At 62.2% G+C, this 25,067-nt stretch carries 24 protein-coding genes and 1 pseudogene; 3 read left to right on the top strand and 22 right to left on the bottom strand.

All coding sequences use genetic code 11. The features are described from left to right. Positions 1-565: 565 nt before the first annotated feature. The 14 genes and pseudogenes from PWG15_RS28190 to PWG15_RS28255 all read right to left on the bottom strand — a co-directional run bounded on the left by PWG15_RS28190 (position 566) and on the right by PWG15_RS28255 (position 14,050). Complete coding sequence (locus PWG15_RS28190) at positions 566-1,957, bottom strand: sulfite oxidase (RefSeq protein WP_275024804.1); 1,392 nt, start codon at positions 1,955-1,957, stop codon at positions 566-568. Between the two features lie 404 nt (positions 1,958-2,361). Further along, positions 2,362-3,795, bottom strand: coding sequence for an NAD(P)(+) transhydrogenase (Re/Si-specific) subunit beta (locus PWG15_RS28195; protein ID WP_275024520.1), 1,434 nt, complete (start codon positions 3,793-3,795; stop codon positions 2,362-2,364). Positions 3,796-3,814: 19 nt separating this feature from the next. Next, positions 3,815-5,401 carry a Re/Si-specific NAD(P)(+) transhydrogenase subunit alpha gene (locus PWG15_RS28200; RefSeq protein ID WP_275027237.1) on the bottom strand — a complete coding sequence of 529 codons (1,587 nt, stop codon included), beginning with the start codon at positions 5,399-5,401 and terminating at the stop codon, positions 3,815-3,817. A 193-nt stretch (positions 5,402-5,594) separates the two neighbouring features. Beyond that, positions 5,595-5,837: pseudogene (locus PWG15_RS28205) on the bottom strand (NAD(P)-binding domain-containing protein); the annotation flags it as partial. A gap of 112 nt (positions 5,838-5,949) precedes the next feature. Further along, positions 5,950-6,981 (bottom strand): L-idonate 5-dehydrogenase, encoded by a 1,032-nt coding sequence (locus PWG15_RS28210; RefSeq protein WP_275024805.1) that lies wholly within the window; start codon positions 6,979-6,981, stop codon positions 5,950-5,952. 9 nt (positions 6,982-6,990) lie between these two features. Beyond that, positions 6,991-7,938, bottom strand: a complete 948-nt coding sequence (locus PWG15_RS28215) for a 2-hydroxyacid dehydrogenase (RefSeq protein ID WP_275024806.1) — start codon at positions 7,936-7,938, stop codon at positions 6,991-6,993. Beyond that, on the bottom strand, positions 7,938-8,513 hold the full coding sequence (locus tag PWG15_RS28220) for a gluconokinase (protein WP_275024807.1): 576 nt from the start codon (positions 8,511-8,513) through the stop codon (positions 7,938-7,940). The genes PWG15_RS28215 and PWG15_RS28220 overlap by 1 nt, the downstream gene beginning before the upstream one ends. Beyond that, on the bottom strand, positions 8,482-9,249 hold the full coding sequence (locus PWG15_RS28225; RefSeq protein WP_275024808.1) for an SDR family oxidoreductase: 768 nt from the start codon (positions 9,247-9,249) through the stop codon (positions 8,482-8,484). Before PWG15_RS28225 ends, PWG15_RS28220 begins: the two co-directional genes overlap by 32 nt. A 53-nt stretch (positions 9,250-9,302) precedes the next feature. Then, entirely contained in the window at positions 9,303-9,977 is a 675-nt protein-coding gene (locus PWG15_RS28230; RefSeq protein ID WP_275024809.1) for a 4-carboxy-4-hydroxy-2-oxoadipate aldolase/oxaloacetate decarboxylase, read from the bottom strand. Positions 9,978-10,077: 100 nt separating this feature from the next. Beyond that, positions 10,078-10,914, bottom strand: a complete 837-nt coding sequence (locus PWG15_RS28235) for an ABC transporter substrate-binding protein (RefSeq protein WP_275024810.1) — start codon at positions 10,912-10,914, stop codon at positions 10,078-10,080. Between the two features lie 136 nt (positions 10,915-11,050). Further along, positions 11,051-11,818, bottom strand: coding sequence for an amino acid ABC transporter ATP-binding protein (locus tag PWG15_RS28240; protein ID WP_275024811.1), 768 nt, complete (start codon positions 11,816-11,818; stop codon positions 11,051-11,053). Beyond that, positions 11,815-12,579 (bottom strand): amino acid ABC transporter permease, encoded by a 765-nt coding sequence (locus PWG15_RS28245; protein ID WP_275024812.1) that lies wholly within the window; start codon positions 12,577-12,579, stop codon positions 11,815-11,817. The genes PWG15_RS28240 and PWG15_RS28245 overlap by 4 nt, the downstream gene beginning before the upstream one ends. Then, positions 12,576-13,283 carry an amino acid ABC transporter permease gene (locus tag PWG15_RS28250; RefSeq protein WP_275024813.1) on the bottom strand — a complete coding sequence of 236 codons (708 nt, stop codon included), beginning with the start codon at positions 13,281-13,283 and terminating at the stop codon, positions 12,576-12,578. Before PWG15_RS28250 ends, PWG15_RS28245 begins: the two co-directional genes overlap by 4 nt. After that, positions 13,280-14,050 carry an SDR family oxidoreductase gene (locus PWG15_RS28255; protein WP_275024814.1) on the bottom strand — a complete coding sequence of 257 codons (771 nt, stop codon included), beginning with the start codon at positions 14,048-14,050 and terminating at the stop codon, positions 13,280-13,282. Before PWG15_RS28255 ends, PWG15_RS28250 begins: the two co-directional genes overlap by 4 nt. A gap of 147 nt (positions 14,051-14,197) precedes the next feature. Between PWG15_RS28255 and nac the strand changes: the two genes are divergently transcribed. Next, positions 14,198-15,103, top strand: a complete 906-nt coding sequence (gene nac, locus PWG15_RS28260; protein WP_275024815.1) for a nitrogen assimilation transcriptional regulator NAC — start codon at positions 14,198-14,200, stop codon at positions 15,101-15,103. 11 nt (positions 15,104-15,114) lie between these two features. Here nac and PWG15_RS28265 read toward each other — a convergent pair whose 3' ends face one another. From PWG15_RS28265 to PWG15_RS28300, 8 genes are all read right to left on the bottom strand, one after another. After that, complete coding sequence (locus PWG15_RS28265) at positions 15,115-16,317, bottom strand: pyridoxal phosphate-dependent aminotransferase (protein WP_275024816.1); 1,203 nt, start codon at positions 16,315-16,317, stop codon at positions 15,115-15,117. A 49-nt stretch (positions 16,318-16,366) separates the two neighbouring features. Then, positions 16,367-17,134: a 5-oxoprolinase subunit PxpA gene (locus tag PWG15_RS28270; protein WP_275024817.1), complete on the bottom strand. Its 768-nt coding sequence runs from the start codon at positions 17,132-17,134 to the stop codon at positions 16,367-16,369. A gap of 9 nt (positions 17,135-17,143) precedes the next feature. Then, positions 17,144-18,136 carry a 5-oxoprolinase subunit C family protein gene (locus tag PWG15_RS28275; protein ID WP_275024818.1) on the bottom strand — a complete coding sequence of 331 codons (993 nt, stop codon included), beginning with the start codon at positions 18,134-18,136 and terminating at the stop codon, positions 17,144-17,146. Next, complete coding sequence (pxpB, locus tag PWG15_RS28280) at positions 18,133-18,843, bottom strand: 5-oxoprolinase subunit PxpB (RefSeq protein ID WP_275024819.1); 711 nt, start codon at positions 18,841-18,843, stop codon at positions 18,133-18,135. Before pxpB ends, PWG15_RS28275 begins: the two co-directional genes overlap by 4 nt. Next, complete coding sequence (locus tag PWG15_RS28285) at positions 18,840-19,199, bottom strand: hypothetical protein (protein WP_275024820.1); 360 nt, start codon at positions 19,197-19,199, stop codon at positions 18,840-18,842. The genes pxpB and PWG15_RS28285 overlap by 4 nt, the downstream gene beginning before the upstream one ends. A gap of 94 nt (positions 19,200-19,293) precedes the next feature. Further along, the gene (locus PWG15_RS28290; protein ID WP_275024821.1) at positions 19,294-20,691 is read right to left on the bottom strand and encodes an acetyl-CoA carboxylase biotin carboxylase subunit; all 1,398 of its coding nucleotides are present in this window, start codon (positions 20,689-20,691) and stop codon (positions 19,294-19,296) included. Then, the gene (locus PWG15_RS28295; RefSeq protein ID WP_275024822.1) at positions 20,691-21,122 is read right to left on the bottom strand and encodes an acetyl-CoA carboxylase biotin carboxyl carrier protein; all 432 of its coding nucleotides are present in this window, start codon (positions 21,120-21,122) and stop codon (positions 20,691-20,693) included. Before PWG15_RS28295 ends, PWG15_RS28290 begins: the two co-directional genes overlap by 1 nt. Positions 21,123-21,740: 618 nt before the next feature. Then, the gene (locus PWG15_RS28300; RefSeq protein WP_275024823.1) at positions 21,741-21,878 is read right to left on the bottom strand and encodes a hypothetical protein; all 138 of its coding nucleotides are present in this window, start codon (positions 21,876-21,878) and stop codon (positions 21,741-21,743) included. Positions 21,879-22,206: 328 nt separating this feature from the next. On the opposite strand from PWG15_RS28300, the gene PWG15_RS28305 reads away from it, so the two are divergent. Together PWG15_RS28305 and PWG15_RS28310 are read left to right on the top strand one after the other, a co-directional pair. After that, complete coding sequence (locus PWG15_RS28305; protein WP_275024824.1) at positions 22,207-23,739, top strand: FAD-dependent oxidoreductase; 1,533 nt, start codon at positions 22,207-22,209, stop codon at positions 23,737-23,739. Between the two features lie 242 nt (positions 23,740-23,981). Next, the gene (locus tag PWG15_RS28310; RefSeq protein ID WP_275024825.1) at positions 23,982-24,827 is read left to right on the top strand and encodes an SHOCT domain-containing protein; all 846 of its coding nucleotides are present in this window, start codon (positions 23,982-23,984) and stop codon (positions 24,825-24,827) included. The last annotated feature ends 240 nt before the right edge of the window (positions 24,828-25,067 follow it).

Here is a 25,067-nt window from a genome sequence, read left to right on the forward strand (position 1 = left end):
TTCTCCCGGCGGCGCTAGCTTTGCTTTTCGCATGCCAGGGGAGACGGAAGAGTTCGGACGATTGCGATGCCGATATGCCCGCATCCCTGGTCAGCTGCGCCGAAGTGATGCGGCAAATTTAAGTTGCTTCAGCTAACACGCTGAAAACACTAATTTTCACAAAAGCAACTGAAGCATTTTGCCAATAATACATGATGCAGCCTGTCAACTCGGCGCTGGGCAGGTAGGGAACCATGATCTTGTCTCGCCTAGTGCACGCTTCGGGGAGTTTCAATAATCCATTTCACGGCGTACGCGTATCGACGACAACCCCATGCGATCATTGATGGTTGAGACACGGTCGGGCTAGCTGTCTTGATAGTCCCGATCGTTCCGGACCGTGGTGTTTATCGCGACCGCTACGAAGAGCGAACCGCTACGGCTTGCCCCTTCCGACAGAGTCAAGGTTCGAGATCTCGATGTCGCGTCAAAGACCACACGGCTCGTCTTCTCGGCTGCAAAACCCAGCACGCGTCTCACTGCACCTACAGAGGCGCCGGCTGGCCGAGGTGCACGCCTCCCGCCCTCAGATTACGCGCGCCGCTACCGAGTGGATCGAGTTGTTGCCGTAGCCCAGGCGGTTCCACTCGGCGCGCTCAGGCTGTGTCCGGCCCGCCGTGTCTGTGGCGCGCGCCCGCACTGTGAGCGGCCCCGTGTGCTCAAGTCGCGTGATCAGCTCCCACCATTGCCAGGAAGAGGGCCGCCGCTCACCAACGAGCCGCGCCTCGCGCCACGGGCCGCCGTCGAGGCTTACATCGACCCTGGAAATGCACCCGGCCCCCGACCACGCGACGCCACGGATTGCGATCTCGCCAAGCGGCAGGCACTCGCCCTCATCTGGCGAAGATATCAGCGCTCGCACGTTCATAAGCTCCACCGGCGCGCGCTCGTCTTGCCCATTCCGGACCCAGTGAAACCAGTACTTCTCCGTTTGATAGTGGGCCTTGCAGGGCTGGTCGGTAACGACGATCTCGGTCAACCACTTGACGGAGGCCACCGCATACCAACCGGGCACGATCAGCCTCAACGGATAACCGTGGGGCGATGACAGCGGCTCGCCGTTCATCTCGTAGGCAAGAAGTGCGCCCGCTTCACGTATCTGGTCCAGGCTGAGGCCACGTTCGAAACGGACCGGCGTGCCGTGCCCATCCACGAGCCCGCTATCCGCACCGCGAAACGTGAATTCCGTCGCCCCAGGTTGCAGGCCCGCACGCTCAAGCACTTCCATCAAGGGAACGCCAGTCCATTCCGCCGTGCTGACGGCGCCCAGTCCCCAGGCTTCGCCAGACACGGTCGGTTCGAACAGGCTGCGGCCGTTACCAGCGCATTCCAGCGTCACCACGAGGCTTTCGGCATGAAGGTTGTGAAGCTCCCTCATGCACAGGCTCAGAGGCCTTTCGACCAGACCGGCGACCGAAAGCCTGTAGGCGTCGCGGTCGAGGCTCGGGATATCGAAGTGGTTGCGCAGGTAGAACCGACCGTTTGGCATCACCGCCCCGCCTGCAAGGTCCGGCACCGAGGTCTCACCGTTCAGCGGATGGACGCGGTGAATGAGAAGCCCAGCCTCGATGGCGTCCTGGCATGCGTCTGCGGGGTCGAGCAACGCGGTAGAATCGTCCATCGGGCTGGCATCGCAGCCGCCGGAAACCACGGCTGCCCACGACGTCGCCAAGGTCACTTCGACCTGACCGGCTTCGCGGAGTGGCGCCAAATACGCTTCTAGAATGCTCTCGTCCGCCGCTTCCGCAATCAAGAGCAATGAATGTGAGCCCTGCGCGACTGCCTCCGCCTTGATCAGCACACCGTGGCGAGCGGCGCTCGGCCGGCTCAAATGGTTCAGCAGCTTCACCCCCTTGACCGGATCGTGCGCTGGAAAAGTGCCGGGCGAGTGCTGATGGTGCACAATAAACAAGGGCATAGAGACCTCCGCGCGGGGCCGCGCCAAACCACTTGCTCGGTCCGAAGGCGATCAGTTCTGATCCTTGGGACACATAGAATTGCCGGCGCCGCCAAAGATTATCCCAGTACCCGTGCTAGGCGGATAGGTTCTGGTGAGACCAGACAATCATCGGACGCAACGTATCACGCCCCGGCTTCGCGTTCGCCCGAAGAATGATCGGATTGCCTTAGTTTCTCGGCTGCCTCAGCATACCTTGGTCGGATCGTTGAACAGTGAGCCTAAGGTTCCAAGGTCAAACGACACCATGTCTGCATAAATCTTCAAAGACGGGCGATCGCTTTTCCGAGCAATGGTGCTCTGGAATGGACGTGAACCCGCGATCCCACCGCACTCGATGGGATCGAGAGTTTTCAAAGGACGCATCACGCCAACGCCGGCAGCAACTGGTCGATGCTCTTCTTTGCGTCACCGTAGAACATGCGGGTGTTGTCCTTGTAGAACAGCGGGTTCTCAATGCCGGAGTAACCGGTGCCCTGACCACGCTTGGAGACGAACACCTGCTTGGCCTTCCAGACTTCTAGCACCGGCATGCCTGATATCGGCGAGTTCGGGTCTTCCTGGGCGGCCGGATTGACGATGTCGTTGGAGCCGATGACGATGACGACATCGGTTTCGTGGAAGTCTTCGTTGATCTCGTCCATCTCGAGCACGATGTCGTAGGGAACCTTCGCCTCGGCCAGAAGCACGTTCATGTGGCCCGGCAGACGCCCGGCAACCGGATGAATGGCGAAGCGCACGTTCTTGCCGGCCGCCCGCAGCTTGCGGGTCAGTTCGGAGACCGACTGCTGCGCCTGCGCCACCGCCATGCCGTAGCCCGGCACGATGATCACCGAGTCCGCGTCATTGAGGGCTGCGGCCACGCCATCGGCATCAATGGCGATCTGCTCGCCGGTGATTTCCATCTGCGGCCCACTCGTCGCGCCAAAGCCGCCGAGGATGACCGAGATGAAGGAGCGATTCATCGCCTTGCACATGATATAGGAGAGGATCGCGCCCGAGGAGCCGACGAGCGCGCCGGTGACGATCAACAGGTCGTTGCCGAGCGTGAAGCCGATGGCGGCAGCCGCCCAGCCGGAATAGGAGTTCAGCATCGACACGACCACCGGCATGTCGGCGCCGCCGATGCCCATGATCAGGTGATAGCCGATGAAGAAGGCGGCGAGCGTCATGACGAGCAGTGTCCAGGTGCCGGCACCATTGACGTAGAGCACCAGGAGCACGAGCGAGAGCAGTGCTGCAGCAGCGTTGAGCAGATGACCGCCCGGCAGCTTCTTCGCCTTGCCGTCGACCTTGCCGGCAAGCTTGCCGAAGGCGATGACGGAGCCGGTGAAGGTGACGGCGCCGATGAAGACGCCGAGGAACACCTCGACCTTCATGATCGACAGTTCGACCGGTTCCTTGTGCGCAAGGATCGCGGCAAAGCCGGTCAGTGCGGAGCGGGCCGCCGCGTCGAGTCCGGCAACGTCAGCCGCTTCGATGTGGGCGTTGAAGCCGATGAACACGGCGGCAAGACCGACGAAGGAATGGAGTGCCGCAACCAACTGCGGCATCTCGGTCATCTGGACGCGGGAGGCGACGAAATGACCGAGCACGGCGCCACCCGCAATCATCAGGACGATGACGAGCCAGTTGCCGACCTCTGGTCCAAAGACCGTGGCGATGATGGCGAGCGCCATGCCGACAATGCCGTACCAAACGGCGCGCTTGGCGCTTTCCTGGCCCGAGAGCCCGCCGAGCGAGAGGATGAAGAGAACGGCTGCCGCGATATAGGCGGCCGATACGATACCGATCATCATGATGTTTACCCCTGCCCGATCAGGATTTCTGGAACATGGCGAGCATGCGCCGTGTGACGAGGAAGCCGCCGACGATGTTGACCGTGGCGATCAGCACCGAGAGTGCCGCAAGCAGCACCACCAGCCAGTTGGCTGACCCGATCTGCAGCAGCGCGCCGAGAATGACGATGCCGGAGACCGCATTGGTGACGGCCATCAGCGGCGTGTGCAGCGAATGCGAGACGTTCCAGATGACCTGGAAGCCGACGAAGCAGGCGAGCACGAAGACGACGAAGTGGCCCATGAAGGCTGGTGGCGCAAAGGCGCCGACGATGAGCAGCAGCGCCGTACCGACGGCAAGCAGTGCAAGCTGGCTCTTCGTCTGGGCCTTGAAGGCTGCGGCCTCTGAAGCGCGCTTTTCCTCCGGTGTCGGCTCCTTCACCTTCTCCTTTGGTTTCTGCGCCGCGATCGCGGCGATCTTCGGCGGCGGCGGCGGATAGGTGATCGCCCCGTCGAAGGTGACGGTCGCTCCACGGATGACGTCGTCCTCCATGTTGTGGACGAGCTTGCCATCCTTGCCCGGCGTCAGGTCGGTCAGCATATGCCGGATGTTGGTGGCATAGAGCGTGGAGGCCTGCGCAGCCATGCGGCTCGGGAAGTCCGTGTAACCGATGACGATCACGCCATTGTCGGAGACGATGCGCTGATCGGCGACGGTGAGATCGCAGTTGCCGCCGCGTTCGGCGGCAAGGTCGACCACCACCGATCCCGGCTTCATCGCAGCCACCATGTCGGCAAGCCAGAGTTTCGGCGCATCGCGGCCGGGGATCAGCGCCGTGGTGATGACGATGTCGATCTGAGGTGCGAGCTCCCGGAACTTGGCAAGCTGCTTCTCGCGGAACTCTGGCGAGGACGGGGCCGCATAGCCACCGGTTGCCGCACCGTCCTGCTGAGCGCCCCCCTCGCCATCGGCAAAATCGAGATAGACGAACTCGGCCCCCATGCTTTCGATCTGCTCGGCGACCTCAGGGCGAACGTCGAACGCATAGGTCTGGGCACCAAGCGAGGTGGCAACGCCGATCGCGGCAAGACCGGCAACGCCGGCACCGATCACCAGCACCTTTGCCGGCGGCACCTTGCCGGCAGCCGTCACCTGGCCGGTGAAGAATCGGCCGAAGTTGTTGCCGGCCTCGATCACCGCGCGGTAGCCGGCGATGTTGGCCATCGACGACAGCGCATCCATCTTCTGGGCGCGCGAGATGCGCGGCACCATGTCCATGGCGATGACGTTGGCGTCCTTCGACCGCGCAAGCTCCAGCAACTCACCGTTCTGGCCGGGATAGAAGAACGAGATCAGCGTCTTGTCCGCAGACAAATACGCAATCTCGGACGGCTGCGGTGGGCGCACCTTGACGATCACGTCAGCCGAGGCCCAGAGCGCCTCGGCTGACGTGGCCACCTCAACGCCCGCGGCCCGATAGGCGTCATCGGAAAAACCGGCCGCAACGCCGGCGCCCGTTTCGATGATGCTGCCATAACCAAGTTTGGCAAGCTGCACCGCGCTGTCAGGTGTCAGTGCCACGCGCGCCTCACCTGCGGTTACCTCCCGCGGCGCACCAATTTTAATCGCCATGCTTGTCTGTCCTCTCCCGCCGACTACGCAACGCCTATGTCCCTCAACAAATGCGACAGCAGAACATGCAGACTTAGAGAGTACTGTCCAGTACGGCTTGCCGCGAATCCGTCCATTCCTGTCGCTTTTTAGGTTTCCCTAAACGATTTTATTCGCCGGGCATGCCCCGGGAAGCCGGCGGCAGGCCTGGACAGCGGCGCCGCATGGCGACGAAATCCGGGCGCGGCGGGCGGATGGCAGCGACGAATTCTTCAATCGTATCGCAGGGCACAATCTGGCCCTTCAGCTCGCCGGCTTCCGCGTAGAATTTGTGCGTCGCTTCGACGGGGCGGTTGAACACCGCGATCTTGTTGCCCTTTTCAGCGATGTTGAGCGCCAGGTTCGAGCCCATGACGCCGAGACCGATTAGGCCGATTTCCGCCGGTGACACGTGATTGCCTCCTCGAGGAGATTGGACGCGAGCTATTGTTCTTCAACGAGGGTGATTGCGGCCCCATCGATCGGGGGAACCGGCCGATGGAGCCCCAGCCGAGGGATGAAGGCTAGAAGGCAAGTTGCACCTTCATCGAACGATTGCGGTCGCCGGCGGTCTCGAAGGCGCGCACCGCGTCTTCCAGCGGGAAGATCCCGGTCAGGAGCGAGGTCAGGTCCACCCGGCCGGCATTGATGAGATCGACGGCAAGGCCAAACTCCTCGTGGAACCGGAACGTCCCGCGCATCTCGATCTCCTTCGCCACCACCAGGTTCTGCGGGATGGCGACATCGCCGCCAAGTCCGAGTTGGACGAGCACCGATCTCGGTTTGAGGACGTCGAGGCCAGAGCGCACCGCCTGCGCATTGCCCGAGGCCTCGAACTGAACGTCGAAATAGCCCTTATTTGCCGAATAGGCTGCGAGGCGATCGGGATTGTTGGCGACATTGATCACCCGGTCCGCACCGATCGATAGCGCCTTGTCGAGCACACCGTCCATGACGTCGGTCGCGACGATCTCGCGCGCGCCGTGAACACGCGCGGCGATGATCGCCAGTGCCCCGATCGGCCCGCAGCCGGTGACCAGAACCCGCTTGCCGAGCAGAGAGCCGGCGCGCGAAACGGCGTGAAGCGTCACCGCAAAGGGTTCGGCCATTGCCGCCTCGTTGCTCGAGACGCCGTCAGCGATCTTGTGGCACTGCCACGCCTCGGCGACCAGGCGCTGCCGGAACGCCCCCTGGATATGAGGCATCGGCATGGCGCTGCCGTAGAAGCGCATGTTCAGGCAATGGTTCTGCTGGCCGCGCTGGCAATAGTCGCAAGCCCCGCAGGGGCGGCTCGGCGACACCGCCACCCGGTCGCCGACGGCCAAAGTCGAGACCCCTGAACCGAGCGCCTTCACCGTGCCGGCAACCTCGTGGCCGAGGATCATCGGCTCGCGCAAGCGCACCGTACCGAAGCCGCCATGATTGTAGTAGTGAAGATCCGATCCGCAGATACCGCCGGCCTCGATCTGGACCTCGACCTGGCCCGCCCCCAAGGCTTCGAGCTCACAATCCTCGATCCGCAAATCCTTGGCGGCGTGAATAACAACGGCTTTCATCTTATGGCCTCAGACGACAGGGGTGGGCAGGGCTTGGCCGGCAAAATGCGCAGCGAGATTGTCGCGCACGAGCTTGCCCATCGCCTTGCGGGTTTCGATCGTGCCGGAGGCGTGGTGCGGCTGCAGCAGGACATTGTCGAGCTTCAGGAAGCGGGGATTGAGCTTCGGCTCGCCTTCAAAGACATCGAGCCCCGCCGAACCCAGCGCACCGCTTTCGAGCGCATCGAGCAGCGCCTCCTCGTCGATGTTGGAGGCCCGCGAGATGTTGATCAGCATGCCTTCCGGACCGAGCGCCTCGATCACTTGCTTCGAGACGATGTGGCGTGTCGCGGCAGAGGCCGCGAGCGTCACGAACAACACGTCGGAGCGTTCTGCCAATGCGACGGGATCGGCGACGAAGGTCATGCCGTCCGCATAGGGTTTCTCGGAGACGTCGCTATAGGCGATGTCCATGTCGAAACCCTTTACGCGCTTGGCCACCTCAAAGCCGATGCGACCGAGGCCGAGCACGCCGGCCCGCTGCCCCCAGACCCGTCGCTTCAGCGGGTAGAGGCCCTTGGCTGCCCAGCTTCCGTCCTTGACCCAGCTTTCCGCACCGATCATGCCGCGCGATTGGCAAAGCATCATCGCGACGCCGAGATCAGCAACGTCGTTGGTCAACACATCAGGGGTGTTGGTAACGCGAATGCCGCGCTCGCGGCAAGCGACGAGATCAACGGCGTCATAGCCGACACCGTAGACGGAGACGATCTTGACTTGCGGCAGCCGGCCGATCAGATCCGCCGACGCACCAATCTCGCCTCGAGTGGCGATCGCCTGGATCTTCGGCCCATGTGCTCTCAGGAAGGTATCCCGATCCTCGGCCTCGTAGATCTTGTGGACCGCATAGCGCGCTTCAAGTTCCACCAGATCCCAATCCGGATAGGGACCCATCAGCAGGATGTCCGGTTTCGTCATCAGTTTCCTCCCGTGGTTTGTTCACTGGCGCTGCGACCCGCGCGGATCGCCAGCGTGTTCATCGCCAGCGCTACGATGCGCTCCAGCGACTGATCGATTTCGATGGTAACGACGTCCGCCTCCCCCGATGGCAGTTCGAGGGTGGCAAGCTGGCTGTCGAGCAGCGACAGCGGCATGTAGTGGCCCTTTCGCTCACCGAGCCGCGCGGCAAGCAGCGCTCGGCTCCCCCGCAGGAAGACGAAGGTGATCGGCTGCCAAGCGACTTCGCGAAGACGTTGGCGGTAGGTGCGCTTCAGGGCCGAGCACGACACGACGGTCGCGGTCGAACTGGCCAGTCGGCTGCCAACCTCGTCGAGCCAGGGCCAGCGATCGGCGTCGGTCAACGGGATGCCGCTGCGCATCTTTTCGACATTGGCGACCGAATGCAGGCTGTCGCCCTCGATGAAACGCGCGCCGAGATAGCTTGCAAGCCGCTCGCCGATCGCCGACTTGCCGCAACCCGATACGCCCATAACGACGACCGGGCCAAAGCCGAGGCAGACCTCAGAGGCTGGTAGTGATGCCGCCATCGACATAGAGCGTGTGTCCGTTGACAAAAGAGGAGGCGTTGCTCGCTAGGAACACCGCGGCACCCACGAGTTCTTCGACGTCGCCCCAGCGGGCGGCCGGCGTGCGCTTTTCCAGCCAGGATGAAAACTCGGCGCTATCAACCAAGGCCTGGTTCAACGGCGTCTTGAAGTAGCCGGGCGCGATCGCATTCACCTGCAAGCCATACTTTGCCCAGTCGGTGCACATGCCGCGTGTCAGGTTCTTCACCGCGCCCTTGGTCGCTGTGTAAGGGGCGATCGACGGGCGGGCGAGCTCGCTCTGCACCGAGGCGATGTTGATGATCTTGCCGGCGCCGCGGCCAATCATGTGCCGGGCGACCGCCTGGCCGACATAAAAGACGCTCGAAACATTGGTCTTCAGCAGTTGTTCCCAGCGGTCGACCGGGAAATCCTCAAGCGGCGCGCGGAACTGCATGCCGGCGTTGTTGACGAGGATATCGATGGCGCCGATATCCTGCTCGATCTGATCGACGCCACGTTTTACCGCTTCGGCATCGGTGACGTCGAAATCGGCGACATCGACCAAGTGGCCGGCCTCCTTCAATGCGGCAGCGGCCGCATCAAGCTTTAGACGGTCGCGACCGTTGAGCACGAGGGCGGCACCGTGCTCGGCGAGACCGCGCGCCAGCGCAAGCCCGATACCCTGCGACGAGCCCGTCACCAGGGCGCGACGGCCCTTGAGGTCGAAAAGTGGGAATGACAAACCAGTTCTCCTTCACCGCCGGGCGCCTCGCATGAGACGCCCCGGCTCATAGGTCAGCCTTCGACCACGAGCCCTTTTGCCTTCAGCACCGGCTCGAGATTGCTGACTTCGATGACCGACTTTCCCGCCTTGTATGCGGCGATGTACTCGGCTTCGGCATCTTCTCGCGCTTGCGACAGCTTGGCGACCTCAAACGCTTCTTCACGCCGCACAACGACCAGGCCATCCGCGTCGCCGACGATGATGTCGCCGGGATGGACAACCTCTCCACCGATGATGATCGCATCGTTGGTGGAGGTCAGCGTTTCCTTGACCGTGCCTTTGATGCAGACGCTCAGCGAAAACACCGGGAAGCCGAGTTCGCGCAATTGCATCGTGTCGCGCACGCCGCTGTCGGTCACAAGGCCGCCAATGCCCTTGGCGAGGCACGCGTTGGCCAGCACATCGCCGAACGATCCCGCCTCTTCGTATTCGCCCGCCGAAACGACGATGATGTCGCCCGGCTGAGCGTAGTTGATTGCAAGCTGCAGCATGATGTTGTCGCGAGGTGCGCAACGGACCGTGAAGGCCGGACCGCAAAGCCTCATGCGGTAGTCAACAGGCTTGATGCGGGAGGACAGTGCCCCCCGACGTCCCTGTGCCTCATGGATCGTAGCCGGTGAGAACCTGGCCACCGCTTCCACTTCAGCGGCACTCGGGCGAACGGGCATTTTCTTGATATGCGTCATGATTTTTCCCACGGGTGGTCGCGGCGGGCGCAACGCCCGCCGTTTGCGTTGTTCAAGACATTCGGAAGAACGGGGGTCGCTTACGCGAGACCCGGCCCCATCAGGGGATCGGGTCGAACTTCAGTTCGGAGAGCGGTGCAACCTTATCAGTGCGAGCCATCTTGTATTCGGTGTTCGGGCCGAGCCATTTGTCCCAGATCTGGTTGATCTCGCCGCTGTCGTCGAGCTTGCGCAGCACTTCGTTGATCTTGGACGTCAGTGCCGGCTGATCCTTTGCCATGCCAATGCCGATTGGCTGGAACAACATCGGCTCGGGGATCATGCGCATTTGCTTGCCGCGGGTCTTCGATTCGTTGACCAGCTTGGTGGTGGTCATGGTGTTGGCGACCATACCGCGCGCCTTGCCCTGCTGCACGGCGAGGTAGGCCGATGCCGTGTCCTGGAAGGTAAGCGGGTCAGACTTGTTGAGCTTGATCGACATCTCCGAAGTCGAGCCCTTGGTGGAGGCGAGGCGCTGGCCGACATAGTCGGTCTTTGCCTTACCGGCATCGTCCGCAGGCACGATCAGCATTTCCTTGGCCAGATAATAGGGATCGCTGAACTGGATCTGTTCAGCACGGCTCTGGGTATAGGCAAGGTTGGCGACAGTGATATCGACCCGACCGAGCTTGACCTCCGGCACGCGGGCTTCGACAGAGACCGGCTTGATCTCGGCCTTCACGCCGAGTTCGCGGGCGATCGCGCCGCAAAGATCGACGTCGAAGCCGACCATTTCGCGCGTCTTTGCGTCCGGAGCGGCAAACGGGGGCACGTCTGCGAAGGTCGCGCACCGCAATGTCTTGTTCGTGATGATGTCTTCAAGCTGATCGGCCTTGGCGGGACCTGCGAGCGCCGCCGCCGCAACCGTCATTCCGAGGATAAGATGCCTGCACTTCATTGCTGTTCTCCTTCGTTGTTGGTTATTGCGTGGTCTAGAGCGCCGTGCGTTCATATGAACGCACAAAGGACGCTCTAGCACTTTGATTCTAGAGCATCTTTCTGCCATCAAGTGATTCACTTGAGGGCAGGATGCACTAGTGGCGCAGGTCCGCGAGGAACCGTTGCGCGCGCGGATGTCTGGGATTCTTGAAGAATTCCTCAGGCGTTGCTGTCTCGATGATCTGGCCTGCATCGATGAACCAGATGCGGTCAGCGACATCGCGGGCGAAACCCATTTCGTGTGTGACGCACATCATGGTCATGCCTTCGGCGGCGAGAGACTTCATGACGTTCAGCACTTCGCCGACCATTTCCGGGTCGAGCGCGCTGGTCGGTTCATCGAACAGCATGACAGGCGGCTCCATGGCGAGCGCGCGTGCGATCGCCACACGCTGCTGCTGCCCACCGGAAAGCTGACCCGGATAGGAGTTTGCCTTTTCGCGAAGGCCGACGCGATCAAGCAGCTTCAAAGCCTTCTCGTGCGCCTCCGCCGGCGCCACCCCCTTCACCCGGATCGGGGACATCGCTACATTGTCGACCGCGGACAAGTGCGGAAAGAGGTTGAAGCTCTGGAAGACGAAGCCGATGCGGCTGCGCAGCCGGTTGAGGTCCCGCCCGCTCATCTGCGCATGCACGTCCTGCCCTTCGAAGAAGATCGAGCCGCTGTTGATCTCCTCGAGCCGGTTTACGGTGCGGATCAAGGTCGACTTGCCCGAGCCGGAGGGACCGCAGATGACGACCACTTCCCCGCGCGCCACTGTCGCGTCGATCCCTTTCAGGACGTCGTAGTCGCCATAGCTCTTGCGGACATCGGCGAGCCGGATCGCCTGATCCTTTGCAAAGGTGGAGGGTGACGCGGTCATGGCTGCTCCGTGGCGTTCGGTGTCAGGGAAATCGGCAACTGCCCGCGGCGCTTAGGGGCAACAAGGCCAGCGCGCCGGCGTGTAATGCGCCGCTCGACGACGTTGGTGAGCCAGGTGAGCGACCAGCAGATCACGTAGTAGGTCAGCGCCAGGATGAGGAAGACCTGGAAGGGCTGCGTGAGGAGCTGGTTGTTGACTTGGCTGGCAGCGAAGGTCAGGTCCGGCACGTTGATGACATAGCCGAGCGTCGTGTCCTTGATGGTGGCGACGAAGGTCGACAGCATGCTCGGGATCATGTTGTAGAGCGCCTGCGGCAGGATCACGTAGCGCATCGCACTAAGATAGCTGTGACCGAGCGCACGAGCCGCATCCATCTGCCCTTGCCCCAAGGCAACAATGCCTGCGCGGATGATCTCGCTCAGGAACGCGCCCTGGTAGACGACCAGGGTCGTCAGCATGGTGAGAAAGCTCGGCACGTCGGCGCCGGTCAGAAGCGGCACGAGGAAATAGCTCCACAGCACCAGCATCAGGAGCGGCACGCCGCGGGTGACGTAGACGAGCACGGTCACCGGCCAACGCAGGATCCGGTATTTCGACAGCCTGGCGAAGGCGAGAAGGATCGCGAACGGGAAGGCAATCGCGATGCTGAGCGCCGAAAGGATCAGTGTGTTGGCAAGGCCGCCGAGCGGACCGTTCGGGTACTGCCCGATAAGGAGCAGCAGCCAGTATTCGTCGACGATGGCGATCAGGTCATGGATCATCTTCTTGCTCCATTCGCCGGATCAGCACGCCAAGTGAGGTAGGCACCGGCGGCCATGATCAGAAGCGAGAAGAAGAGATAGAGGACCGTACCGATCAGGTAGATTTCGAAGGTTCGGAAGGAGAGGTTCTCGATCTCCTTGACCGCATGGGTCAGCTCCGGGGCGCCGATCACGATGGCAAGGCTGCTGTTCTTGAAGAGCGAGACGCTATGATTGACGAGCGCCGGCAAGGCATTACGAACACCCTGCGGAATCAGCACGAAGCGCATCGCGGAGAGGTAACCGTGCCCAAGGGCGCGTGCGGCCTCCATCTGGCCCGGATTGACCGAGCGAAGGCCGGAGCGCAGATCCTCGCTGAAGTAGGCAGCCTGGCAGAGACCGAGGCCAACGACGGCAAAGATCATTTCTGCCGAATGCGCGGAAAGCCAGTCGGAAAGGCCTGAGGGCAGGATGGTGTAGATGCCGAAATACCAGAGCATGAGCTGCACGAGCGTCGGCACATTCCGGTGGTAGGAAACGTAGGCTGCGACAACCGCATTGCCGATGCGACCGGGAGAAAACCGGATCGCCAGCAAGATAACTGCGAGCGTCATCGCCAAGGTCCACGAGCACACGGCGATGATGAAGGTCATCTCGATGCCATGCACCAGCATGGCCACGTATTCCGGGTTCCCGAGGATCGCGGCGAGTTCGAAGCCCGTCACGACCTTGGTTCCTTCGGTTTGCCTGCCGTCTGCGGCTTGGCCGTCTGCAGTCCGCCCATCACCTGAAGCGTCGGAGTGATTTCCATGTGCCCGATATTGACGGCGACGGGTGCGGCGATCGCAAAAGCTATGGCATCGGCGATGTCGCTCGCCTGCGGCAGTTCAAAACCGTCGATGAAGCGCTCGCGGATGGAGGGATCGTTGCCGTGCACATGGTTGAAGATGTCGGTCGCGACCCGGCCTGGGCAGATCTCGGTTACGCGCACGCGCTTGCCGAAGGTATCGATGCGCAGCTGGTTGGAGAGCATGCTGACGCCAGCCTTGGTCGCGTGATACGTGGAGTTGCCATTGAAGTTGTAGTTGCCGGCAATCGAGGAGATGTTGATGACATGGCCGCGGTCACGCTCAGCCATGCCCGGCACGATCAGCCGGCAGAGATGAAGAACCGCGCGCAGGTTGACATCGATTAGGAGATCGATGTCGCCATCCTCCGCCTCGAGAAACTTTTTGGGCCGGTCAACGCCGGCATTGTTCACGAGGATGTCGAACTCGACCTCGGCCGCAAGTCTCGCCAGAGCGGTACGATCCGTGACATCGATAGCGTGGGAAATACAGCCCGTGCGCTCGGCAAGTGCTTTCAGCGCGTCGGCGCTACGGGCAACCGCGTGCACCTCAAGACCCTCGCGGCGCAGCCGCTCGACGACCGCAGCACCGATCCCGGAGGATGCGCCCGTCACCAGTGCGGTTCTGTAATCGGAAAAGGACATTTTGGTTCCCCTGTTGTTGAAAGAGAGAGTAGCGAAGGTTTTCAGGTCTGAATAAGACCGTTTGAATCTGGATGGATAACGAAGGCTTATGACTTGCGGCGAACCCACCGGCCTGTAACATTTGGGCCGAACAGGCAGGCAGGGCATATGGATACCAGGCGTCTCAAATCCTTCATCGTCATCGTCGATACCGGCAGCATCACGCGCGCCGCCGACGTTCTTCACATCGCCCAACCGGCCCTCAGCCAGCAACTTGCCGCCCTGGAGGACCATTTCGGACAGAAGCTCTTGATCCGCAGCCAACAGGGAGTGTCGATGACGGAGGCGGGAAAGGCTGTCTACCGTCATGCCCAGATCGTTCTTCGCCAGATGGACCAGGCGCAGGCAGACGTGAAGGCAGCCGGCGCCTCGCTTGTCGGGCGCGTCTCGGTCGGTCTTGTGCCATTTTCAAGTGCTGCCACACTCTCCGTCGACCTGTTGACAGAGACGCGCAAGCGGCATCCCGGCATCCTGCTGCATCTGACCGAAAGCGTCGGCCAGACCTACAGCCAGATGATCATGAACGGCAGGCTGGAAATGGCGCTGATCCATGGCACGGGACCCATCAAGGGTGTCCGGTTCGAGCCAGTGTTCGTGGAAGAATTTCACCTCGTGGCGCATCGCGATTTCGGCATCGAACCGGGTGATACGCCGCTTCCGTTGAGCGTGCTGAACGATGTTCCGCTGCTTCTTCCGCCGCCCTACAACTTCGTGCGTCGGGCAATCGACCTTTCTTTCACGCGCGCGCGCCTGTCTCTGAATGTCGTGGCTGAGGTCGAGATCGTCCGCACGCTCGGGCGCGCCGTCTCAAGTGGCGTCGGCGCGACCATCATGCCGCGCGCGATCGCGGAACGGATCGTGGCTGAGTCCTCCGAGCCTCTGGTCTCGCGCATGGTGACGCCGAAAATCGAAGAGACCCTGTCGCTCTGCGTTTCCGATCAGAGCGAACTGTCGGAGCCGGCACTGGCGGTGAGATCCATCCTCATGGAGCTTACCGCCCGCCTAAAGGCCTAAAGGCTGAACGCTTAGCGCAAGCCGATGCAGAATTCGGAGATGCGATCGCAAGCCTGGCTCAGCTGTTCCATGCTGGTGGCATAGGAAATACGGAAGAACGGGCTCATGCCGTAGGCCGCGCCCTGCACGGTCGTCACATGATGTTCGTCGAGCAGCGCCAAGACGAAATCCGTGTCGTTCTCAATCCTGCGACCCTTCCTGCTGGTCCGGCCGATGAGTTCGGCGATGTTTGGAAAAACGTAGAATGCGCCTTCCGGTTTGTGGCAGCGGATGCCCTCGATTGCACTCAGCCGCCCAACCACGAAGTCGCGCCGCTTCCTGTAGATCGCCGCCCGCTCCTTGAGGATGTCCTGTGGACCGTCGAGCACCGCTGCAACAGCGGCCTGGGTGATCGTTGAGGTGCCGCCGCTGTTCTGGCCGTTGACGTTACTGATCGCCTTGATCAGGTCCTTCGGGCCGCCGCAGAATCCAAGACGCCAGCCGGTCATCGCATAGGCCTTCGAGGCACCGTTGACCGTCAACACGCGATCCTTGAGACGGGGCTCGACTTCGGCAATCGTGCAGAATTCGAAGTCGTCGTAGATCAGGTGCTCGTACATATCGTCGGTCATGATCCAGACGTCCGGGTGCCGGAGCATCACCTCGGCGATCGCCTTCATCTCGGCGCGCGAGCAGGCAGCACCGGTCGGGTTGTTCGGGAAGTTCAAAAACAGCCACTTGGTGCGCGGCGTGATCGCGGTTTCGAGGTCTTCGGCCCTCAGCTTGAAACCGTTCCGCTGCGGGCAATCGACGGGAACCGGAACGGCGCCGGCGAACTTCACGATATCCGCATAGCTGATCCAGGAGGGCGCCGGGATGACGACCTCGTCGCCGGGATTGCAGGTGGCAAGGACCGCATTGAAGATGATCTGCTTGCCGCCGCCGGCAACGACGATTTCAGAGGCATCGTAGTCGAGGCTGTTGTCGCGCTTGAACTTGCGCGCGACGGCCTGCCGGAGCGCCAGCGTGCCATCAAGCGGCGGATACTTTGTGTCGCCGGCAAGCGCTGCGGCGTGGGCGGCCTCCACGGCGTTGGCGGGTGTCGGAAAATCCGGCTCGCCGGAGGAAAGGCTGATGACCTTTATGCCGTTCGCCGCAAGATCGCGGGCGCGCTGGGTCATCGTGGCGGAAGCGGAAACGGAAACGTTCTTCAGACGGTCGGCAATCGCAGGCATGATCGTTGCTTTCGATAGGGGACGGATAAGGTTTTGTAGGCGGGCTGGCTCAGCCCAGCAGCTTGGAGACAGGCGTGACCACGCCGCCTGTCGCCTCGATTTCGCTGCGGACGGTACGGGCAAGTTCAAGCGAACCCGGCGTATCGCTGTGCACGAGGATGGAGCGGGCCTGCATCGGGATCACGGTCCCGTCGATGGCGGTGACTGTGCCTTCGATCAGGAACTGCCGCACCCTTGCGCGCAACCGAGGCTCCTCCTTGACGAGGGCACCGGGTTGTCCGCGGGGCACGAGCTTGCCCTCGGCGTCATAAGCGCGGTCCGCAAGGAAGAGGGTGAGCGTCTTCAGCCCAGCATCGAGCGCTGCGCGTTCAATGATGCTGCCGGACGTACCAAAGACAATCAGATCGGGATCGACGGCACGGATCGCCGCCATCATCGCGGCTGCCAGGGTCGGGTCGCGATTGACCATGTTGCCCATTGCAGCGTGAAAACTGACATGGGAGACGCGCACACCTTCCGCACGGGTGATCGCGACCAGCGCGCCCAGTTGGTAGAGCATCTGCTGGCGCAGTTCGTCGGGACCGAAGGGCAGTTCCCGGCGCCCGAAGCCCTGCCGGTCCGGCAAGCCCGGATGGGCGCCGACGTCCACTCCCCTCGCCCGCGCGAGACGCACCATCCGGACCATCGTCTCCGGGTCGCCGGCATGGAAGCCGCAGGCGACGTTGGCGGAGGTCACGACATCCATCATCGCCTCGTCATCACAGAGCGAATAGGGTCCGAAACCCTCGCCCATGTCGGAATTGAGATCCACCTTCATGAATGTCTCCTAAGCCATGGCGGCGAGCGCCTTACTTACGAGGCGCGCGGTAATTCTGATGTCCTCGACATAGGCAGCGAGCGCCTTCTCGATGGCTCTAGCCTCGGCGTGCGTGGCCGGCACGAAGCGCAGGGTCGAACCGATGCGAGCCTGCCCCATCCGCCAGAGATCCGCCTCGATGACGCCGGCAATCTTCGGATAGCCTCCGGCCGTGTTGGCATCGCTCATCTGGACGATCGGTTCACCCGCGGGCGGCACCTGGATGACACCGGGCACGACGCCGTGCGAACGCATCTCCAACACCTCCACCGGATGGATCGGATCTCCGCTGAGGCGGTATCCGGTGCGGTCGCTGCGCGCCGAGATCTTCCACGGCTGGCGCCAGAACCGGTCCGTGTCAGACCCAAAAAGATCGTGTTCGCCGGCCGGCAGCGCGCGAATGAGAAGCGCACCATCTTCGTCGACAGGAAACGCATCCCTCAAGGCAACTGCTGGCGGCACAACGCCGAAGCCGCCCTTCGGCAGGTGAGCAGGTTCGACCGGACCGGTCGCGATGCCGTCTCCGGCGGCAAGGGTCCGGCCGGAAAACCCACCGAAGCTTCCACGCAGCGAGGTGCTGCGCGATCCCATCACCTCTGCCACATCGACCCCGCCAGCCAGGCTCACATAGGCACGTGCATCGCGAAGCGGCGGGAAGAGCTCCAACACCTGACCGGCCTTGGCTTCCACTGCCCACCAGGGCGGAAGGGCGAGGCCGTCAAGCTTCGCCCGGCAATCGGCACCGGTAAGCGCGAATGCACCACCTTTGACAAAGCATAGCCGGAAGGGGAAAGTCTGAACCTCGAGGACCGCAGCACCCTGGGGATTGCCGAGGAGAATGTTGCCGATCTCCATGGCCAGGGGGTCCATTGCGCCGGAGGCCGTGACCCCGATACTTCGATAGCCCGGACGCCCGAGATCCTGGACGGTGTTCAACGGGCCGGTTTCGATGATCTCGATCACAGCTCGATCCTTTCAGGACGGAAGCGCACGGTGTCGCCGGGCGCCATCAGGGCGGGCGTTGCTGCCTCAGGATCGAACATCTGAAGCTCGGCAAAGCCGATCGAATTCCATCCGTTCGGGCCGGTCAGCACCGCCACACCGGTCTGCATGCCGCCGATCGTGACGCAGCCCCGTGCCATCTTCAGCGAGGGAACGGTCTTTCGCGGCATGTGGATGCGCGGATCAAGCCCGTGCAGGTATCCGAAGCCCGGCGCACTGCCGAGGGCGAAGACGCGATAAATGCCTTCGTGGTGAATGCGCACGACTTCGCGGTCGCTGAGGCCGCTGAGGTTGCAGAGGGCCGGCAGGTCGGTGGCATGTTCGCCGCCATAGGTGACGGGGACTTCTATTTGCCGACCGGCGAGATCGATGCCCTTCGCTCGCCGCCATTCCTCGTGCAGCTGCCGGACGACCGCGTCCGGATCGTCCGGGGTCGCCTTCAACATCACAAGCAGGTTCGTCATACCGGGAACGATCTCGGCGACGTCGCTGTGCGTCTCGAGCGCGCGCGTAAGCGCCCAGATACGCCTTTGGTTTGGCAAGTCGAAGTCACCGGGCGCTTCAAGCAGAAAGGCGCGCGTGCCGATAAAGGAAATCTTTGCCAGCCCCTCGGTATCAGGAACGATTGAGACGGGCGACGGAAACGGGGGCTGCTGCAGGACACTCATTGAGCATGTTCCATCATGAACACCGGATCGCCGTAGCCGACCAATTCGCCGGGGCGGGCCTGAACGCCCGAGACGATCGCGGCTTTCGGCGCGATGAATGGAAGCAGGATGGGCCCGACCTCCACAAAACCAGCGATCTCGGCCGCCTCGAGCGTGCTGCCCTGACGTGCAAGCGGTGAAGCATCGACGTCACCGGGATGTCGATCGCGAAAGACCCCTGCGAGCGGTGCCTTGATCGCCCATCCCTCTGTCACCGACGAGGCGACATCTCGTACATCTTCAGGCTGCCTCGCCAATCTGGCATCAGGGGCCAGCACGATCTTCAGGGCGGGCCCGTCCTTCGTGGTGATCTCCAACTCACTCGCGCCGGAAGCGCTAAGCCAGGCAGTCAAAGTGGAGATGAGCGCCGGATCGGAGAAATCGCCGATCCCGGATCTGCCCGACGAGCGATCACGCCTTGACACCGGCTTCCTCCCTCAAACGTTTTTCAAGATGATGGATATCGACGCAGCCCTGCACGAACTCCGGGTCGGCAAAGATCCTCTCGTGCAGCGGAAGATTGGTGGAGATGCCCTCGATCCTGGTCTCCGAAAGGGCGACCTGCGTGCGCCGGATCGCCTCGTCGCGGGTCGGCGCATGCACGATCAGCTTGGCAATCAGGGAATCATAATAGGGTGAAACCCGGTATCCGGCCGAGACATGGGTATCGACGCGAATGCCGGGTCCGCTCGGAAAACGAACCGCTGAAATGCGGCCGGGGGCAGCCACGAAGGTGGTTGGGTCCTCCGCATTGATACGGCATTCGAAGGCGTGCCCGCGCGCCTCGCCGCGAAACCGGCTCGTGTCAAGCACGTCGCCCTGAGCCGAACGCAGTTGTTCGTGCACAAGGTCGACACCGGCTGTTGCCTCCGTGACTGGATGCTCGACCTGCAGACGCGTGTTCATCTCGATGAAGTAGAACTCGCCGTGCTCGTAGAGGAACTCGAAGGTACCAACGCCGCGATAGCCGATCTGCCGGCAGGCCTCCGCACAGCGTGCGCCGATCTTCTCTGCGAGTTCCGGCGCAATACCGAGTGCCGGCGCCTCCTCGACGACCTTCTGGTGCCGCCGCTGAACGGAGCAATCGCGATGACCAACCCAGACGGCATTCCCGTGATTGTCGCAGAGCACCTGGAACTCGATATGACGCGGGTGCTCCAAAAACTTCTCCAGGTAAAGTTCAGGCTTGCCGAAGGCGCGGCGCGCCTCCTCGCGCGTAACCGCGACCGCACCGGCTATATCGGCGCCGTCGCGCACGACGCGCATGCCCCGCCCGCCGCCGCCGCCGGCCGCCTTGATGATGACCGGATAGCCAATGGCCTCGGCAATGGCACGCACGGCCCCGACATCATCAGGTAGAGGCTCGCCAGGTCCCGGCACGCAAGGGACCCCGGCGGCCATCATGGCGCGCTTCGCAGCGATCTTGTCACCCATGGTGCGGATCGCCGAGGCCGGAGGTCCGATGAAAACCAGCCCGGCCTTTTCGACTGCTTCAGCGAAATCGGCATTTTCCGAGAGAAACCCGTATCCCGGATGGATCGCCTCCGCGCCGGTTACACGCGCGGCTAAGACGATCGCCGCCTGGTTGAGGTAGCTTCTGGCAGGCGCTGACGGCCCAATCGAGAGCGGACCACCCTCGCCCGGCGCTACCGCTCCTGCCCTATCCGCCTCGGATGCAACAAGGATTGCGCGAAGGCCGAGTTCCTTGCAGGCCCGTTCGATCCGGACGGCGATTTCTCCGCGATTGGCGATGAGGACGGACTGGAATGGTTGGCCGATTTGCCGGACGGCCTTGAAGGACGCGTCCATCAGCCGATCTCCACGAGCGCATCGCCGAAAGAAACCTCCTGCCCATCCTCAAAGAAGACGCGTTTGACGATGCCGCCGAACGGGGTCGAGATGGTCGTGAAGACCTTCATCGCCTCCACAATGCACAGAGCCTGCCCCACTTCAACCGGATCACCTGCCGCGACGAGTGGAGCGGATCCCGGGCTGTTCGACCGGTGTACGATGCCTGAGGTCGAAGCACGAACAATCTGTGTTTGCGGATGGTCATCTAACCTAGCCGCGTCGACCGTCGATGGCGTTGCCTGAACTGCGGTCGCGGTACCCTGGTTGGCTCCAGTTTCACGAACTGGATTGCGAATGACGACAGTTGTTTCCGCATCGCTGACTGTCAGCTCGGAGACACGCGAACGCCCGACAAAATCGAGAAGCGTCTTGATCTTTTGCAGATCCATTGTTTTCCCCACGGAACGAAAGGCACCGAGGCGCGGCCATTAGAGGCGTGAACCGGCGGTGCGAGTTGGGGAAATCTTACACAGCATCCTGTTTGATGGGGGCAGACAAACTTTGAATAGAGAGAGCCGTGGTTAGGTCCGCAAAATGCTGTCATCCGCTTGTAGGGATTTCGCGGCGGATCTAAGTCCTGCTAAGCGGACGCAAGCCCTAGTCTACCAAGGCGCCAGTTCCCCTCGATACATCATGCGATCCTGGACGCATAAAATGAGAACATATGTGCAAAGAGGTCGTAGCGGCTTTTTCGATGCGGTGGAAACAAGTATCGCATAGTCGGGCTGGTCGCATTTCGATCCAAGCGGATTTTCCTACGCTGAGCAGGACTGTGTGTTCAATTGACCTGAGCGTGCCTACAGCGCCGATGGCAAAAAGCGACCGCCGCCATCGAGATGTTTCGCGCGGCTTGACCGGTTGAAGGCTCAACAAAAATATCTTCGTGGTCCTCACAGTGTCGCTGTAGTGACGTTCGACGCCACTACAGGCGAGGATGACGCGATGCCAGCCGCGGTCGGAGTTTTCACGGCCATCAGCAGCGCGCTTGCAGCGTCGCCGGCGCCGCTTCAGCGCGGGGCAACCGCGCCCGCATAGAAACCGCCGTCGCCGCCGTAGTAATCCTCTCTGACACTGCTCGCACCGCCGGCGGTCTGAGAGCATCCGGCGAGCGCGGAAAGTACGAGCAACAATGTGACAATACGCATTGGGTTTGATCCTTTTTTGGCTGCCGCACACATAGTCATCGGCAAGGGCGCGTACAACCGGGCGACGCCACGACTTTCAACCAGTCCCTGTATCGGGCCAACTCCGCGGGCTTGAAGTCGAAATTGGTTCGGAAAATTGCGATCGGCACAGCGCCGGCGCCCGGGTTGTTCGTACGGGGCACATTGCAAAAATTGCGCGCAACTGCAGGTCAAATTCGCTTGCCTGGGAGCCAGAATGGCGGACAATTCCAGACGAGTTGCCTGTTGGCTGAGCAAGCCCGGCGTCGCAGTGGGCGACACCGGTAGCTGCCCTTCGACGGAGGAGAAGATGGCCGGTAACCATTCAGACGCGAGCGGACCCGATCTCGCCCTCGGCATTGCACTCGCCGATCTCCCCGATGGCGGCAAGTTGGTCGGTCATCGCGATGGCGAGCCGGTGCTTCTGGTGCGCCGCGGATCCGAGATCTTCGCGATAGCCGCTAGCTGCTCGCATTACGGTGGGCCGCTAGTGGATGGCCTCGTCGCCGACGACACGGTTCGCTGCCCCTGGCATCACGCCTGCTTTGATCTGCGCACCGGAGAGGCCTTGCGTGCTCCGGCGTTATCGCCGCTCGCCTGCTGGTCGGTTGAGCAGCACGGCGACAAAATAGTCGTCGGCGAGAAGCGCAAGAAGCAGTCGCCGGTTTCACGCGAAGGCGACGGAGCGACTCCCGAAAAGATCGTTATCGTCGGTGGCGGCGCCGCCGGCTTTGCCGCCGCCGAAAGACTTCGACGCGAACAATTCCAGGGCGCCATCGTCATGATCAGCGATGACGAGGCGCCGCCCGTCGACCGCCCTAACCTTTCGAAGGACTATCTCGCCGGTAAGGCGCCGGAGGACTGGATCCCGCTGCGCAAGGAGGGCTTCTATACCAGGAACGGCATCGACTTGCGCCTCGGAACCAAGGTTACCGGCATCGATGTCCGCGCCAGCGAAGTCTTGCTCGCCGATGGGGCGCGGGTCGCTTTCGACAGACTGTTGCTGGCGATGGGCGCCGAACCGGTTCGCCTGACCATACCCGGCGCCGACCAGCCCCATGTCCACACGCTGCGCTCGCTTGCCGACAGTCGGAAGATCATCGCGCAAGCCGGCACCGCACGCAGCGCGGTCGTGTTGGGCGCCAGTTTCATCGGCCTAGAAGTTGCCGCCGCACTTCGAGGCCGCGGTGTCAAAGTGCATGTGGTGGCGCCCGAGGAACGGCCAATGGAACGGATACTGGGGCCGCAGATCGGCGATTTCATCCGCGCCCTGCATGAGGAAAATGGCGTCATCTTCCACCTTGGGGATACAGCAGCGAGCATCGGCGCAACGAAGATCCAGCTGAGCAGCGGCGGCATCCTGGCCGCAGATATGGTCGTTGCCGGCATCGGCGTGCGGCCGCGGGTCGGTCTCGCCGAAGCGGCCGGGCTCGCCACCGATCGAGGCGTCCGGGTCGATGCCTATCTGGAGACCAGCGTGCCGGGCATATATGCGGCCGGCGATATTGCCCGGTGGCCCGATCCCCATAGTGGCGAAAACATCAGAGTGGAGCACTGGGTGGTGGCGCAGCGGCAAGGCGCTGCGGCCGCACTCAACATGCTCGGACACCGGAAGAAGTTCACGGGTGTGCCGTTCTTTTGGAGCCAGCATTACAACGTTCCGATCAACTATGTCGGCCATGCCGAGGCATGGGACGAGATCGAGGTCGAGGGCGACATTCCCGCCAAGGACTGCCTCCTGCGCTTCAAGCGCGGCGGACGAGTACTGGCGGTCGCCACGATCTTCCGCGACACCGAGAGCCTCGAGGCAGAACTGGCGATGGAGCGGGGCGAGACCTGGTAGTGACGGATTGCTGTCTAAGCCATAGGGCAATAGCGAGTTTGGAGACGCACATTCGCAACACGCTACGACAAGCTCTTCGCCCCCTTCAAATCGAGAAACGCCCAGACCGCATTGAAAGGCAGGGCAACGCGCGGGTGTTATCGGCGTACTGGATTTCACCACGACAGCTAAAATTGGATTTGCAGACCTTCAAACGGGACAGACAGGCGACCTCAGCGGAGAGGAGTAAGGAAGCAATCGCGATGAGACAACTCAGTGAAGAGGGCCGACGAACCCTGGGAGAGATTGCGGAGCGGTACGGGGTCAGCCTCGGCGCGGTGGAGCACCTGCTGATGGCGATTATCGCCGGGCAGGCGACACAGGCCCAGTTCAACCATCCTGATCTGGGTGGGATGGGGCAGTGGTCGCAGGGCGGCATGATCATGGTCGGCGACATGTTCAACAATGCGCTGAAGGCGAACGTGGCCGGGGTTTGTTCCGAGCTTGCGGCCTTGGTGCGCGGCATGGATTTGCTGCGCCCGCAGACGTCGCACCAGTCCCAGTATCAAGACCAGGCCGGCGGCGTCAGCCTGTTTGTGCCGGGCGCGCATTCGGCTGGGGACTGGTGGCCCGAGGAGCTCGGGCATCCTGCCTCGACCGGGGCGCAGAATGACCTGCGTTATGCCTTTTTCCCGAAAACCCGACGGCTAGCGATCGATATCGGCGGCCGGATTTTGGTCTATGACACGAAGGACCATCGCATTGGCGGGTTCTCGCAACAGCAAAGCGGCGATCAGTCGCTGAGCTTCACCTCTCAGTATGGGCTGGTGAAAATTTCGGAACTGGATGTGATACGGCAGGGCGGCAAGGAACCGCCAGACACGCCGGCGACAGAAGCATCCGCCGTCACGGCTGCGCCGTCGATATTCGCATCGTCCGCGTCGGAATCCGCCGAGCCACAACAGGGGGCACATCCAGCGCCGGAGACGGTTCGGTCGGATGAGGACATCTTCGACAAGATCGAACGCCTCGCGGCACTTCATGCGAAAGGCATTCTCACGGATCAGGAATTCGGGGCCAAGAAGTCGGAGTTGCTCAGCCGACTATAGCATCCGATCAACCGGGCTTGCCACGGAGGTCAACGGCAGGCTGCTTCGAGCCGCGCGGGCGAGGACGACCGTCAATGAACTCCGACAACCGATTGAGCTCGCGCTCGCTCACCGAAACTCATCCCATCCTGCGTCTGCCGATCGCCTAACAAGCCGAGTGTGACAATCCGGATTCGACCCGAAGGGATGAGGTCAGAGGTTGCTTGCCCGTGAATAGGTGTCTCGGCACGAACGTCAATC

The organism is Ensifer adhaerens, from assembly GCF_028993555.1.
Lineage (GTDB): Bacteria > Pseudomonadota > Alphaproteobacteria > Rhizobiales > Rhizobiaceae > Ensifer > Ensifer adhaerens_I.

What these genes read in the sequence shown, in the direction of transcription:
- PWG15_RS28265 (WP_275024816.1), bottom strand. Translation starts at nt 16,317, where the DNA reads ATGCCTGCGATTGCCGACCGTCTGAAGAACGTTTCCGTTTCCGCTTCC.
- PWG15_RS28270 (WP_275024817.1), bottom strand. Translation starts at nt 17,134, where the DNA reads ATGAAGGTGGATCTCAATTCCGACATGGGCGAGGGTTTCGGACCCTAT.
- PWG15_RS28300 (WP_275024823.1), bottom strand. Translation starts at nt 21,878, where the DNA reads ATGCGTATTGTCACATTGTTGCTCGTACTTTCCGCGCTCGCCGGATGC.
- PWG15_RS28245 (WP_275024812.1), bottom strand. Translation starts at nt 12,579, where the DNA reads ATGATCCATGACCTGATCGCCATCGTCGACGAATACTGGCTGCTGCTC.
- nac (WP_275024815.1), top strand. Translation starts at nt 14,198, where the DNA reads ATGGATACCAGGCGTCTCAAATCCTTCATCGTCATCGTCGATACCGGC.
- PWG15_RS28220 (WP_275024807.1), bottom strand. Translation starts at nt 8,513, where the DNA reads ATGTCGATGGCGGCATCACTACCAGCCTCTGAGGTCTGCCTCGGCTTT.
- PWG15_RS28290 (WP_275024821.1), bottom strand. Translation starts at nt 20,691, where the DNA reads ATGGACGCGTCCTTCAAGGCCGTCCGGCAAATCGGCCAACCATTCCAG.
- PWG15_RS28215 (WP_275024806.1), bottom strand. Translation starts at nt 7,938, where the DNA reads ATGACGAAACCGGACATCCTGCTGATGGGTCCCTATCCGGATTGGGAT.
- PWG15_RS28240 (WP_275024811.1), bottom strand. Translation starts at nt 11,818, where the DNA reads ATGACCGCGTCACCCTCCACCTTTGCAAAGGATCAGGCGATCCGGCTC.
- PWG15_RS28305 (WP_275024824.1), top strand. Translation starts at nt 22,207, where the DNA reads ATGGCCGGTAACCATTCAGACGCGAGCGGACCCGATCTCGCCCTCGGC.
- PWG15_RS28195 (WP_275024520.1), bottom strand. Translation starts at nt 3,795, where the DNA reads ATGATGATCGGTATCGTATCGGCCGCCTATATCGCGGCAGCCGTTCTC.
- PWG15_RS28255 (WP_275024814.1), bottom strand. Translation starts at nt 14,050, where the DNA reads ATGTCCTTTTCCGATTACAGAACCGCACTGGTGACGGGCGCATCCTCC.
- PWG15_RS28295 (WP_275024822.1), bottom strand. Translation starts at nt 21,122, where the DNA reads ATGGATCTGCAAAAGATCAAGACGCTTCTCGATTTTGTCGGGCGTTCG.
- pxpB (WP_275024819.1), bottom strand. Translation starts at nt 18,843, where the DNA reads ATGAGTGTCCTGCAGCAGCCCCCGTTTCCGTCGCCCGTCTCAATCGTT.
- PWG15_RS28310 (WP_275024825.1), top strand. Translation starts at nt 23,982, where the DNA reads ATGAGACAACTCAGTGAAGAGGGCCGACGAACCCTGGGAGAGATTGCG.
- PWG15_RS28210 (WP_275024805.1), bottom strand. Translation starts at nt 6,981, where the DNA reads ATGAAAGCCGTTGTTATTCACGCCGCCAAGGATTTGCGGATCGAGGAT.
- PWG15_RS28230 (WP_275024809.1), bottom strand. Translation starts at nt 9,977, where the DNA reads ATGACGCATATCAAGAAAATGCCCGTTCGCCCGAGTGCCGCTGAAGTG.
- PWG15_RS28235 (WP_275024810.1), bottom strand. Translation starts at nt 10,914, where the DNA reads ATGAAGTGCAGGCATCTTATCCTCGGAATGACGGTTGCGGCGGCGGCG.
- PWG15_RS28190 (WP_275024804.1), bottom strand. Translation starts at nt 1,957, where the DNA reads ATGCCCTTGTTTATTGTGCACCATCAGCACTCGCCCGGCACTTTTCCA.